This is a genomic window from Undibacterium sp. Ji50W, assembly GCF_049340445.1.
In the GTDB taxonomy this organism is placed as follows: domain Bacteria; phylum Pseudomonadota; class Gammaproteobacteria; order Burkholderiales; family Burkholderiaceae_D; genus Undibacterium.
In genome coordinates, this window is record NZ_JBMPOX010000018.1 from 21,595 (window position 1) to 34,007 (window position 12,413).

Sequence of the window (12,413 nt, forward strand, 5' to 3'; positions counted from 1 at the left end):
CTTTTGAATACACCATAAAAAATACAGCCATGCATACGCATGGCTGTATTTCGTTTACTTCTACACTTCATTTGCCTGCACAGGTGCAGGCAAATGCAGCATCAGCTCTTGGCGCAAGTCACCGTGATGTTAGCGGCAGCGGTAGGATTATTGAAATCAATGACACCCGTGCCATTGGCTACCTTACAGGTCTGGCCGCTAGGCTGGGTATCCACTGCTGTGACATAAGACACGCCATTGAGCAGACTCCAGTTGAAGCCATAGGTACCATCCAGTGTTACCGAGAACTTGTCGGCGTAGGCATTGGCAGTATTGACCATGGTCAATATGGTGCCGGCCGTCATGCCTGTCACCGTGAACTTGACTGGCACTGCAGGCACACAGGTCACAACAGATGTCAGTGCCGCTGCCGTATTCAGAATGTTGGCCGTGCCGGTGCCATTGACAACGGTACAGTATTGCGCCGCTGGGGGAATACCCACGGCAATCGCATATGCATCACCGTTGACCACATAATTACCGAACAGGAATGTACCATTTGCCGACACGGTGGTCGTCAAGCCGGAATTATTATTCACCAGTACCAGCGAGGTGCTGTCTGCCAGGCCGGCCAGGGTACCGCCGATAGGCACATTCGGGACACAAGTAACAATAATATTCTTGACCGCAGCTTCACCGGTCATTTTACCTGTGCCGTTTACCACGGTACAGTTGACTGTATTTGGTTGTGACAGGATAGTGATCACATAGCTGCCATTACTGGCAACGTTGAATGAGAAGCTACCATCTGCTGTCAGGGTCTGGGTGTAGCCAGCTTCGTTTCGCAACTTAAGAGTATCACCCGAGTTGAGTCCCGTTACCGTACCACCCACCGTGGTGTAGACAAAGCCACCGCAACCAGCGAGGACAAATGCCAGGCAAGCTATAATTCCTAAAAGTTTCGATTTATTCAAGATATTCGTCCGGATTGATAGAATTTTTCCAAAAGCAGCGCCCCTGTATTACGGAGCGCACTATAATGCGCCCACTATTATACGAGCTAGCGTTGCCAAAGGAGACAATTCTTCATTGTGATTACATTCTGTTACGGCGCATAGTACCATTAAACCAATGTTTCTCTCTGTCAGGCACAGGTAAATTGGAGTAAATTCGCATCACAATAGATAAAGACTTTTGCCAGGCATCCGTATTTGTGCGCTTTGCCGCAGTTTGTTAGCATTACCTCTTTTTGGCCATATTTTTTAACTTTAGCGGCCTCCCTTTAACCAGATTTGCCCTGAACAATTCAGACTATCCCAGACTATCCAGCATGTCTCCTGACGAATATTGCCAGCAAAAAGCTGCACAAAGTGGCTCCAGCTTTTATTACAGTTTCCTGTTTTTGCCAGTTGCAAGGCGCCGTGCCATTACTGCGCTGTACGCCTTTTGTCGCGAGGTCGATGATGTGGTCGACGAAAGCACGGATGACATGGTGGCACGCAGCAAGCTGGGCTGGTGGCGCAAAGAAATCCAGGCCATGCTGGCGCAACAACCCACCCATCCGGTCACCAAGGCATTGTTGCCACATATGGCAATCTACCAGCTGGATGGCACGCATCTGCAAGCCATCATCGATGGCATGGAAATGGATTTGAACCAGACCCGCTATCTGGATTTTGCCGCCTTGCAAAAATACTGCTGGCATGTCGCCGGCGTGGTCGGCATCTTATCCGCCAGTATTTTTGGCATTCAAAATCCTCAAACGCGGGAATTTGCTGAAAAACTGGGCCTGGCTTTCCAGATGACAAATATCATCCGTGATGTGGGCGAAGATGCACGCAAAGGCAGGATCTATCTGCCAGTGAATGAATTGCAGCAGTTCTCTGTCACGGCTGCGGATATCCTGAACGCACGCCATAGCACCCAGTTTGAAAGCCTGATGCAATTCCAGTACGAACGCGCACAACGCCTGTATGACGAAGCCTTTGCCCTGCTGCCGCCAGAAGACCGCAAGGCGCAAAGAACCGGCCTGATCATGGCAGCCATTTATCGTGCCCTGCTGGTCGAGATACAGCGCGACGGCTTCCATGTACTGAGCCAGCGCATCTCCCTGACACCCATACGCAAGCTGTGGCTGGCCTGGAAGACCTACATCCGTGGCTAAGCTGAGCAGGACGCCGGCCCCATCAGTCGCCATCGTCGGTGCTGGCTGGGCCGGTTGCGCCGCGGCGCTTGAACTGGCACAAGCGGGCATGCAGGTCACCCTGATCGACAGTGGCCGCCATCCCGGTGGCCGTGCGCGTGGTGTGAACCTGCATGGTCATCAGCTCGACAATGGCCAGCATATCTTGCTGGGTGCCTATAGTGAAAGTCTGCGCCTGATGCGCAAGGCTGGCGTGGACCTGGGTCAGGCGCTGCTGAAATTGCCGCTGCAAATGGTCTACCCGCAGCTTGAAGACGGCATGTGTTTCATTGCCCCCAGGCTGCCAGCGCCCTTGCATATGCTGGTGGCACTATGGAAAACCACTGGCCTGAGTTTTGCCGACAAACAGGCACTGGCCCGTTTTTCCACGACAGCGCGCTGGATGAACTGGCGCTTGCATGAAGATTGCAGTGTCAGTGAATTGCTGCAACGTTTTGACCAGACTGAGCGTCTGTGCCGCCTGATGTGGAACCCACTCTGCATCGCTGCCCTGAACACCCCGCCAGAACGCGCCTCGGCCCAGGTATTTTTGAATGTGCTGCGCGACAGTCTGGGTGCCAGCCGCGCCGCATCTGACATGCTGTTGCCACGTGTGGACCTGTCTGCATTATTCCCCGAAAAAGCAGCTGCACTGGTGACTAAACATGGCGGCCAGGTGATCATGGGACACGCTGTCCAGGCCCTGCACCAGAATGCAGAAAGTAAATGGCAACTGGATATCAAACACAGTGAAACCACTGCTGCCGATCTGCCGGTATTCGACACCGTCATCCTGGCCAGCGATTTCGCCAATGCCGAACGGCTGATGCAGACCTTGCCCGGCCACGCCAACACCATACCGACCTTCAGCTACGAAGCCATCACCACCTGTTATCTGCAATATGAACAGGCCCTGCGTTTACCACGCCCCATGCTGGCTCTGCTGGATGACCCGGCACAAAGTAAATGGGGGCAATATGTATTTGACCGCGGCCAACTGCACGACGCTCAGGCAGGTTTACTGGCCGTGGTGGTGAGCGCATCTGAACAGGCATGTGCCCTGGATCAACAGCAACTGGCGCAAGACATCGCAGCACAACTGGCCACTAGCCTGGGCATGCCCACCTTGCTGCAACCGCTATGGCATAAATGTATTTCAGAAAAACGTGCGACTTTCAGTTGCACACCCGGGCTGACAAGGCCAGACAACCAGACATCCAGCCCCGGCCTGTTTCTGGCTGGTGATTACACCAAGGGTGATTATCCGTCGACGCTGGAAGGTGCCGTGCGCAGCGGTGTTGCAGCCAGCAAGGCGGTGCTGGCATTTATAAAATCCAAATAGCGCAACCTGGGTCAACCTGGCTAAACTCAGGTCAACTCAGCTCGCATCATCAACCTCGCGTATCTTGGTCAAAGCTTCTTCGATACGGTCCACACCAATAATGGTCAAACCCTCGATCTTCTGTTTGGGCGCATTGGACTTGGGTATCATGGCGATAGAAAACCCCAGTTTGGCCGCTTCACGCAAACGCTCCTGCCCGCGTGGTGCTGGCCGTATCTCGCCTGCCAGGCCGACCTCACCAAACACCACCAGCCCACGCGGCAAGGGTTTGTTGCGCATGGATGAATTAATTGCCAGCAGCACTGCCAGGTCGGCAGCAGGCTCGGCAATCTTGACACCGCCCACGGCATTGATGAAGACATCCTGATCAAACGCCGCCACACCCGCATGCCGGTGCAACACCGCCAGCAACATGGCCAGACGGTTTTGCTCCAGCCCGACAGACAGGCGACGTGCATTCGGTGCGTGCGAACTGTCAACCAGGGCCTGTATCTCAACCAGCAAAGGCCGCGTGCCTTCCTGCGTGACCATGACGCAAGACCCGGCGACCTTGGTATCATGCTGCGATAAAAACAGGGCAGAAGGATTGGATACGCCCTTCAGGCCTTTTTCTGTCATGGCAAACACGCCCAGCTCATTGACAGCGCCAAAACGATTCTTGATGGCCCGCACCAGGCGGAAGCTGGAATGGGTATCCCCTTCAAAATACAAGACCGTATCCACAATATGCTCCAGCACCCTTGGCCCCGCCAGCGCACCTTCTTTGGTGACATGGCCGACCAGTATCATGGTGATGTCCATGGTCTTGGCAACCCGGGTCAATTGTGCTGCACATTCGCGTACCTGGGCGACCGAGCCGGGTGCCGAACTCAGCGCATCTGAATACATGGTTTGTATGGAATCAATCACCACCACCTGTGGCTTGTGTTCTGCCAGGGTATTCAGGATTTTTTCCAGTTGTATCTCGGCCTGCAATTGCAGATCCTTGGCATCCAGCACCAGACGTTTGGCGCGCAGCGCAATTTGTGCACCGGATTCTTCGCCGCTGACATACAGCACTTTTTTTATGCGCGCCATATTTGCCAGTGCCTGCAACAACAGCGTTGATTTACCGATGCCGGGGTCGCCACCTATCAACACCACGCCGCCCGGCACCAGACCGCCACCCAGCACGCGGTCAAATTCATCAATGCCAGTGCCAAAACGTGGCACATCGATGGCTTCAATTTCAGCCAGGTTCAATACCGGTGCCGATTGTGCCAGCCCCTGCGGTTTGACAGAAAAGCGATTGCCGACAGACTCTACGATGGTTTCGACCAGGGTATTCCACTGCCCGCAGGCCGGACACTGGCCAGCCCATTTATTGACGACGCCACCGCACTCGGTGCAGGTGTAATTGGTTTTTGCTTTTGCCATTTTGAGCGCTATAAAGTTGTTGGAATGCCATACCAGCATGACCGGTGAAACCTGCTGTTGACTTTTGATGCCTATCAAACATGTCAACGCAAACACTGATATTTTAACCAGTATTCGTGATTTAGCTTGCCCTATTTCACAAATTCGCCGCAATTTTCATGGTATAAAGCATGCCAGTGACATTTTGTAGCAGGTAAATATCAAGCATGAATAAAGCATGAAAAGCGGTTTTTACACCATCATGGCGGCGCAGTTTTTTTCATCACTGGCCGACAATGCCTTACTGATAGCCGCAATGGCACTGCTGGCGTCCATGCACTCTCCGAGTTGGATGCCACCGCTGTTGAAGTTATTCTTTGTCCTGTCTTACGTTTTGCTGGCCGCTTTCGTTGGTGCCTTTGCAGATTCCCTGCCCAAGGGCAAGGTCATGCTGATGACCAATATGATCAAGGTCGGTGGCTGTGCATTGATGTTCTTCAACGTCCATCCCTTATTCGCCTATGCGGTTGTGGGCTTTGGTGCTGCTGCCTATTCGCCCGCCAAATACGGCATCCTGACAGAATTGTTGCCGCCAGAAAAACTGGTCGCTGCGAATGGCTGGATCGAGGGCCTGACGGTATCATCCATCATCCTTGGTACGGTATTGGGTGGCGCGCTGGTCAACCCGCAGGTATCTTCCGCCTTGCTGAATTTTGATTTCCCGGTGCTCGATTTCAATATCACGACGCCGTCTGAAGCTGCCTTGTGCGTCATCACCGCCTGCTACGGATTGGCGGCCCTGTTCAATATGCGCATCCCGGACACTGGTGCACGTTACGAACACCAGCAACGCAACCCCATCAAGCTGATTGTCGATTTTGCTGGCTGCTTTACGACCTTGTGGAAAGACAAGCTGGGTCAGATTTCACTGGCAGTGACCACCCTGTTCTGGGGTGCCGGCGCAACGCTGCAATTCATCGTTTTGAAATGGGCAGAAAGATCCCTGAACATGCAACTCGACAGGGCAGCCATCCTGCAAGGTGTGGTGGCGGTCGGTATCGCCCTCGGTGCCGTGGCAGCAGCGCGTTTTGTGCCATTGAAAAAATCATTGAGCGTCATGCCGCTGGGCATCGCCATGGGCCTGGTCGTGACCACCATGGTGTTCGTGCATGAGGTCTGGATTGCCTACCCCCTGCTGATACTGGTAGGCGCGCTGGCGGGTTATTTTGTAGTCCCCATGAATGCGCTGCTGCAACATCGCGGCCACGTGCTGATGAGCGCCGGACATTCCATCGCCGTGCAAAACTTCAATGAAAACCTGTCGGTGCTGACCATGCTGGCGCTGTATGCGCTGATGGTATCGCTGAACCTGGATATTCTGGTAGTGATCGTGCTGTTTGGCATGTTCGTTGCCAGCACCATGTATCTGGTGATGCGCAAGCATGCCGCCAATCAGCGCGAATTTGATTCGCTGGCACTGATAGGTGAGCATAAACACTGAACACCAGCACTCGCAAATACCGCATACAGACGCGCCCAGCGTGGCGCGTCATCCTCAAGGTCGTTTGACCTCTGCAGCACGCATAAACCAGTTGGCGGGCACCACCATGCCGCGCCGGTATTCCTGCATCTGCCCTTCATTTTCCTGCATCAGTGTCAGCATGACCGGGGTTTCAGTCACACCAAAACTGGCTTCGATAGCGGCCAATACCTGCCCCTTACCCTGCGTCGCACCTGGCAACACTTGCGCCGGTGCCAGCCAATCCAGCCTGTCGAGTAGCAACGCCTGATCAAAGTCCAGCGACAGCAATTCTTCCTGCGTCCAGATCAAGCCACGGCAATGGTGGGCGTTCAGCCCTGGCAAACCAGCTTGTTGATGTGGCAAATCCTGCTCACGATAAAACAGCCAACCCAGCACCAACGCCCGTGCAGCACTTACCGCCTGCGGCAACAAAGGCTGCGCCAGGGGATGGCGCGACAATTGCAATTGCTGGTCAATAATCTTGTGGATTTTTGCGCCCAGGCTATCCGCCAGATTCGGCCCCAGAAAATCATGCAGGACAGCCGGCTTGCCCGCTGCCACGGCAGCGTCAGCCCTGTGAAACAGGTAAAACTTGGTCGCCAGTTCCAGATGCAGCAAGCTGCCATCCATCTGTAGCAAGAAATCAAACTCACCTATGGTATTGCTACCCTTGTTATGCACCTGCACGCCATGCGCATGCAGCAAACCGTGCGCTTGCAGATAAAATTCGAACAGGGCTTCGGCATACAGGCCCAGGCGGCGATGTGAATGCCGACCCAGCAATGTCAGCAAGGCGGCCGGATCATGATCCAGTGCTTGCAGCCATTGCCGGCATTGCTGGGCCGCCGCATCGCTCACTGGGGGCTGGGCGATAGCCGCATGCCATAAGGGTGATAGCGCATCCAGCAAGCCCGGCGCAGTCAGCATCCAGGCCAGCGCACGCACATGGGGGTTGTGCAGATGTTGCCATTGTTGATGGAAACCAGTCTGGTAGCTATCCATGCGCATCAGGTAATCAGCGAATCAGTTGGCAGGCATGGCTTGCATGGCCATGCACAAATCCACCCATGCCTTGCTCTTATCTGCCGGCTTGCGCAGCAGATAAGCCGGGTGGTAGGTCACCACCAGCGGGATATCATTGAAGTGATGCAGCTTGCCTCTGAGTTGCCCCACTGGCGTTTCCAGATTCATGCCCAGCAGTGATACCGCCGCAGTCTTACCCAGAGCGACAATCACTTGCGGCTGTATCAGCGCAATCTGTCTGTGTAGATATGGCAGGCAAGCGGCTATCTCATCGGCGGTAGGCGGCCTGTCCTTGCCGTTTTCATCGGTAGGACGGCATTTGACGATATTCGCAATATACGTCTGGTCACCACGCGCCAGCCCCAGGGCTTTCAGCATATTGTCGAGCAACTGCCCGGCAGCCCCAACAAAAGGCAGGCCTTGCAGGTTTTCATTATAGCCAGGGCCTTCGCCCACAAACAGCCACGTGGCACGCCGGTCACCAGTACCAAACACCGATTTCGACCTGCCCTTGCACAAACCACAAGCGCGGCAGCTTTCAACCACGGGCTGCAATACTTCCCAGGACATGGCGGATACCAACGATGTGTCTGTATCAGTATCAGCTTCCGCTACTGTTTCTGCTTCTGTTACAGGTTTTGGTTTTGCTTCTGCCTGCGCTGCGCGCTGCTGCGGCATTGCTTCTTCTTGCGGCATTACCTGTGGGCGTGATGATTGCGCCGCGAGTTCTGGTGTAAGGCTTGGCGGTGATTTAAGCTCGCCTGCCTCAACCGACATGCGCGCCACAACCGGGTCTGGTGCTTCTGCTGGTGTGCTGCCATGGTGTCGCAACTGCCAAACGGGGCCTATTCCCAGTTCCTGCAACAGGTTATTACGATGTTGATCATGTTGATCAAATGCAGACATCAGCAAGCCCTCCGCATGACGATGGCATCTTCGCGTTGTTCATCATGCGCAGGGTAATAGCCCTTGCGCACACCAATGGCAGCAAAGCCCGCGCTTTCATACACGGAGATAGCACGCGCATTGCTGCGCCGGACTTCCAGCAAGATGGATACATAGTGGCGTTCATTCGCATAATCGAACAATTTATCGAGTAATAACCTACCCTTGCCCTGCCCCTGATGCGGCAAGTCCACAGCAAAATTCAAGAGATGCAATTCATCCAGAATCGGCATCACCACAAAATAGGCAAACAATTCCTGCTCTGCATCGCGCAAGCCATAAGCCTCATAGCCACTCAATAGCGAATCGGTAAAATTACCCCGCGTCCACGGATGGGTGTACACCTGTTCTTCTATCGTCAGTATTCTGTCTATGTCGGCATAGCCGAGTTTGCACAAAGCTGGCAATGCGGCCAGGGCAGGTAAGCTGGATAAGGTGGGCGTTAAATTCATCACTCTTAACAATCTTTCAAACCAGTGCTTTGGCCTGCTCCCGCTCGGCCGTGGTCAGTGCAATCTTGTTTCGCAAATACAGGGGTTGTGCCTGCTCTGGTGGCAATTGCAAGCCTGCCTGCAGCGCGATATGGCCCAGCGTTGCCACTTGCGCCGCATGTGGCATGCACAACTGGCTTTCTGCAGCAGCCGCAATCGCTTCCGGCAAAACAATGCCGTGGCCCAGCACATACGTGGGTGCGGCAAAACTGACCAGGGGAAAAACCTCGTCAAGACGCGCCAGCGCTGGTGCCGACACCACTTCCCAGGCATTGTCGATATAGCGATACTGCGCCCAATAGACTTCATTCATGCGCGCATCCAGTATGCAGACTAATTCAGCCAGGGGTTTTTCACCCCTGGCTGCCTCTGCCATCGCCTGCAGGCTCACCACCGGCAACACCGGCAGACCGGCACCATACGCCAGGCCCTGCACAATGCCACATGCCGTGCGAATGCCGGTGAACGCGCCCGGCCCGCAACCAAAGGCAATGGCAGCACAATCCTGCAAGGCAACGCCCGCTTCTTTCAACAGTGCCTGGATGGCCGGCAAAATACCCTGTGAATGCGTCTGCACACCAGAAAGCTCACGCTGATACAAGCGCCCGTCAACCAGCACGGCTGCCGTCGCCAGTTCAGTAGAAGTTTCAATTGCTAATAAAATAGTCATGTCCGTATTTTACCGTGTTCCACTCAATTCAAGGCTGGCTTTTGCCAGTCGCACCCGGTCGCCCAGTTCGGTTAAAATTGTCATATGAACGCAATCACGAATACCGAACACATCCCTTCCATCAAGGCTGAACTGGCCAACAAGGACTGGCTCGTAGCCTGCCTGTGCGCTGCCTGGTGTGACACCTGCAATACCTATCGCACGGCGTTCGACAGTCTGGCGCAACAGCATGCCGACAAATGCTTCGCCTGGATAGACATCGAAGACCAGGCCCATCTGGTGGATGAAGTGGATATTCAGGACTTTCCCACCATTCTGATTCAATACCGCGACCAGGTCATCTTCCTGGGCACCGTACTGCCAGATCAGATGCAATTGCAAAGATTAATTGCATCCATGACAGAACACACGCCAGGTACCGACATCAAACGCAGCACCCTGAACCAGGACGCCCCGGAAGGCTGGAATATACGGCAACTGATCCTGGCCACCTGACAAAGCAGCAGCCGTCGCAACATACACGTCAGCAACACCACAGATACCAGCCCAGAATTTACATCCAGAACAGATTCCAACGCCCCAAAGACAAAAGGGACTAGATTTTCATCTAGTCCCTTTAAATCTGGTGCGGCTGGCAGGAATCGAACCCACGACCCCTTGGTTCGTAGCCAAGTACTCTATCCAGCTGAGCTACAGCCGCGAAAAACGAGAGTATAGCACGGGTAATCTGGAAATAAAAAGCCCTTTGGGGGAAATATTTTGGGGTTTTATGGTGTTGATGAGCAAAAAACCAGGTCCGCCCAAAGACAAAAGGGACTAGATTTTCATCTAGTCCCTTTAAATCTGGTGCGGCTGGCAGGAATCGAACCCACGACCCCTTGGTTCGTAGCCAAGTACTCTATCCAGCTGAGCTACAGCCGCGAAAGACCAAGATTATAGCATAGGCATTTTCAATTGATAAGCCCCTGCTGCCATTTTTTAGATTTCCACCTGTGAACCTACCTCAATGACGCGGTTGCTGGGGATCTGGTAATAGTCGGCAGCATCGCGGGCGATGCGGGACATGGCGACGAAAACGCTTTCGCGCCACATGGCCATGCCGCTGCCAGGGCTGGAAATAATAGTCTGGCGCGAAATGAAATACGATGTTTCCAAGGATTCAAATGTCAGGCCATATTGCTCGCACAGCGCAAGCGCCGCTGGGATATCGGGTTCATTCTTGAAGCCATAGAACACATCGATCTGGAAGCAGGCATTGCCAAGATCGGTCACCTTGACGCGTTCAGCATCCTGCACCCTGGGGATTTCCTTGTTGTGCAAAGTCAGGAAGATAACGCGCTCATGCAAGATCTTGTTGTGCGACAGGTTATGCAACAGGGCATGCGGCACGCCGTCTGCTTCACCGCGCAGGAATACGGCAGTGCCAGCAACCCGCACTGGTGGCGAGACGAACAGGGATTCCAGGAAATCTTCCAGCGGAATGGCGTGTTTCTTAAGGTTGTCAAACACCAGTTCACGCCCCCGTTTCCAGGTCATCATCAGGGTAAACATGACGATACCGAGCACGACCGGGAACCAGCCGCCATGGAAGAACTTCAGCGCATTGGCAGAGAACAGCGAAACGTCAATAAACAGGAAGAAACCGGTCGCTGCAAAACACAGGAAGGGGTTGTATTTCCAGCCATAGCGAATCACAAAGAAGGTCAGCAAGGATGTCACCAGCATCGTGCCCGTCACTGCAATACCGTAGGCAGAAGCCAGGCTGGACGAAGAGCCAAAACCAACTACTGCGGCAACCACCACGACCAATTGCAGCCAGTTCACTGCAGGGATATAAATCTGCCCGATTTCATTGGAGGAGGTATGCACGATTTCCATCCTTGGCATGATGCCCAGGGAAATCGCTTGTTTGGTCATGGAGAAGGTGCCGGAGATGGTCGCCTGCGATGCAATGACAGTTGCCACCGTAGACAAAATCACCAGCGGATAAACACTCCACGCACCCAATTGCTGATAGAAAGGATTACCCACGGCGGCCGGATTATCCAGCAACAGGGCGCCCTGTCCCAGATAATTCAGGGCCAGCGAAGGAAAAACGATCATGAACCAGGCTGAACGGATAGGCTTGCTGCCAAAGTGACCCATGTCTGCATACAAGGCTTCGGCACCAGTAAATGCCAGTACCACGGCACCCAGGGCCAGGAAAGCCAGCATTTTATGTTCCGTCAAAAAAGCGAACGCATGCCCAGGATTCAGCGCCCATAAAATGCCTGGCATTTTAAGGATGTTATAAGCACCCATGGCTGCCAGTACCAAAAACCAGATGACCATGATGGGACCGAACCATTTACCGATGCCGGCCGTACCTTTGTATTGCACTGAATACAAAAACAACAGCACCACCAGGGTAATCGGCACCACGTAGGGCGTAAACGCAGGCGTGGCCACTTCCAGCCCTTCAATCGCAGACAACACTGAAATGGCTGGAGTAATGACGCCGTCACCATAAAACAACGCGGCCCCGAACAAACCCAGGACCAGTAATGTGAAATGCCATTTGGAAGATTTGCCGACCGATTCCAGCGCCAGCGCAGTCAGGGCCATGATACCGCCCTCACCCCGGTTATCTGCGCGCAAGATCAGGGTGACGTACTTGATGGCGACGATAATCAGTAGCCCCCACAATATCAGCGAAACAACGCCGAAAATATTCGCTTCATTGAGTGGCAGGCCATGTTCTTTTGAAAACACCTCTTTCATCGTGTAAAGAGGACTTGTTCCTATATCGCCATATACGATGCCGACAGCAGCCAGGGTTAAGCCTGCGATGCTGCTTTTTGTGTGTTGATTAGCCAATTGTGTAC

11 protein-coding genes and 2 tRNA genes are annotated in these 12,413 nt (G+C 53.8%); 4 read left to right on the plus strand and 9 right to left on the minus strand.

All coding sequences use genetic code 11. The features are described from left to right. Window positions 1–101 precede the first annotated feature (101 nt). Window positions 102–953 carry a hypothetical protein gene (locus ACO0K9_RS20940; RefSeq protein ID WP_422988030.1) on the minus strand — a complete coding sequence of 284 codons (852 nt, stop codon included), beginning with the start codon at window positions 951–953 and terminating at the stop codon, window positions 102–104. 356 nt (window positions 954–1,309) lie between these two features. On the opposite strand from ACO0K9_RS20940, the gene hpnD reads away from it, so the two are divergent. Then, window positions 1,310–2,143 carry a presqualene diphosphate synthase HpnD gene (gene hpnD, locus ACO0K9_RS20945; RefSeq protein ID WP_422988032.1) on the plus strand — a complete coding sequence of 278 codons (834 nt, stop codon included), beginning with the start codon at window positions 1,310–1,312 and terminating at the stop codon, window positions 2,141–2,143. Then, on the plus strand, window positions 2,136–3,503 hold the full coding sequence (gene hpnE, locus ACO0K9_RS20950) for a hydroxysqualene dehydroxylase HpnE (protein WP_422988034.1): 1,368 nt from the start codon (window positions 2,136–2,138) through the stop codon (window positions 3,501–3,503). The genes hpnD and hpnE overlap by 8 nt, the downstream gene beginning before the upstream one ends. A 36-nt stretch (window positions 3,504–3,539) precedes the next feature. Here the strand turns inward: hpnE and radA are convergent, their stop codons facing one another. Continuing rightward, complete coding sequence (gene radA / locus ACO0K9_RS20955; protein WP_422988036.1) at window positions 3,540–4,919, minus strand: DNA repair protein RadA; 1,380 nt, start codon at window positions 4,917–4,919, stop codon at window positions 3,540–3,542. 217 nt (window positions 4,920–5,136) lie between these two features. On the opposite strand from radA, the gene lplT reads away from it, so the two are divergent. Then, a complete protein-coding gene (lplT, locus tag ACO0K9_RS20960; protein WP_422988038.1) occupies window positions 5,137–6,399 on the plus strand; it encodes a lysophospholipid transporter LplT in 1,263 nt (420 codons plus the stop codon). A 54-nt stretch (window positions 6,400–6,453) separates the two neighbouring features. Here lplT and ACO0K9_RS20965 read toward each other — a convergent pair whose 3' ends face one another. Genes ACO0K9_RS20965 through tsaB form a run of 4 tightly spaced genes read right to left on the minus strand, consistent with a single transcriptional unit; the run spans window position 6,454 to window position 9,549 of the window. After that, window positions 6,454–7,428, minus strand: a complete 975-nt coding sequence (locus ACO0K9_RS20965; RefSeq protein ID WP_422988040.1) for a DUF1853 family protein — start codon at window positions 7,426–7,428, stop codon at window positions 6,454–6,456. A 15-nt stretch (window positions 7,429–7,443) separates the two neighbouring features. After that, on the minus strand, window positions 7,444–8,349 hold the full coding sequence (locus tag ACO0K9_RS20970) for a uracil-DNA glycosylase (RefSeq protein WP_422988042.1): 906 nt from the start codon (window positions 8,347–8,349) through the stop codon (window positions 7,444–7,446). Next, window positions 8,349–8,840, minus strand: coding sequence for a ribosomal protein S18-alanine N-acetyltransferase (gene rimI, locus ACO0K9_RS20975; protein WP_422988044.1), 492 nt, complete (start codon window positions 8,838–8,840; stop codon window positions 8,349–8,351). The genes ACO0K9_RS20970 and rimI overlap by 1 nt, the downstream gene beginning before the upstream one ends. Window positions 8,841–8,856: 16 nt before the next feature. Beyond that, a complete protein-coding gene (gene tsaB, locus ACO0K9_RS20980) occupies window positions 8,857–9,549 on the minus strand; it encodes a tRNA (adenosine(37)-N6)-threonylcarbamoyltransferase complex dimerization subunit type 1 TsaB (RefSeq protein ID WP_422988046.1) in 693 nt (230 codons plus the stop codon). Window positions 9,550–9,633: 84 nt separating this feature from the next. On the opposite strand from tsaB, the gene ACO0K9_RS20985 reads away from it, so the two are divergent. After that, complete coding sequence (locus ACO0K9_RS20985; RefSeq protein WP_422988048.1) at window positions 9,634–10,044, plus strand: thioredoxin family protein; 411 nt, start codon at window positions 9,634–9,636, stop codon at window positions 10,042–10,044. Window positions 10,045–10,172: 128 nt separating this feature from the next. Here the strand turns inward: ACO0K9_RS20985 and ACO0K9_RS20990 are convergent. The 3 genes from ACO0K9_RS20990 to ACO0K9_RS21000 all read right to left on the minus strand — a co-directional run bounded on the left by ACO0K9_RS20990 (window position 10,173) and on the right by ACO0K9_RS21000 (window position 12,405). Further along, window positions 10,173–10,249 (minus strand) — tRNA-Arg (locus tag ACO0K9_RS20990). Window positions 10,250–10,393: 144 nt separating this feature from the next. Beyond that, a tRNA-Arg gene (locus tag ACO0K9_RS20995) sits at window positions 10,394–10,470 on the minus strand. A 57-nt stretch (window positions 10,471–10,527) separates the two neighbouring features. Further along, window positions 10,528–12,405 carry a potassium transporter Kup gene (locus ACO0K9_RS21000; protein ID WP_422988050.1) on the minus strand — a complete coding sequence of 626 codons (1,878 nt, stop codon included), beginning with the start codon at window positions 12,403–12,405 and terminating at the stop codon, window positions 10,528–10,530. Window positions 12,406–12,413 lie beyond the last annotated feature (8 nt).

Bases quoted from the DNA above. Each gene is read 5' to 3' on its own strand.
- hpnD (WP_422988032.1), top strand. From the start codon at position 1,310: ATGTCTCCTGACGAATATTGCCAGCAAAAAGCTGCACAAAGTGGCTCC.
- radA (WP_422988036.1), bottom strand. From the start codon at position 4,919: ATGGCAAAAGCAAAAACCAATTACACCTGCACCGAGTGCGGTGGCGTC.
- lplT (WP_422988038.1), top strand. From the start codon at position 5,137: ATGAAAAGCGGTTTTTACACCATCATGGCGGCGCAGTTTTTTTCATCA.
- ACO0K9_RS20965 (WP_422988040.1), bottom strand. From the start codon at position 7,428: ATGCGCATGGATAGCTACCAGACTGGTTTCCATCAACAATGGCAACAT.
- ACO0K9_RS20970 (WP_422988042.1), bottom strand. From the start codon at position 8,349: ATGTCTGCATTTGATCAACATGATCAACATCGTAATAACCTGTTGCAG.
- rimI (WP_422988044.1), bottom strand. From the start codon at position 8,840: ATGAATTTAACGCCCACCTTATCCAGCTTACCTGCCCTGGCCGCATTG.
- tsaB (WP_422988046.1), bottom strand. From the start codon at position 9,549: ATGACTATTTTATTAGCAATTGAAACTTCTACTGAACTGGCGACGGCA.
- ACO0K9_RS20985 (WP_422988048.1), top strand. From the start codon at position 9,634: ATGAACGCAATCACGAATACCGAACACATCCCTTCCATCAAGGCTGAA.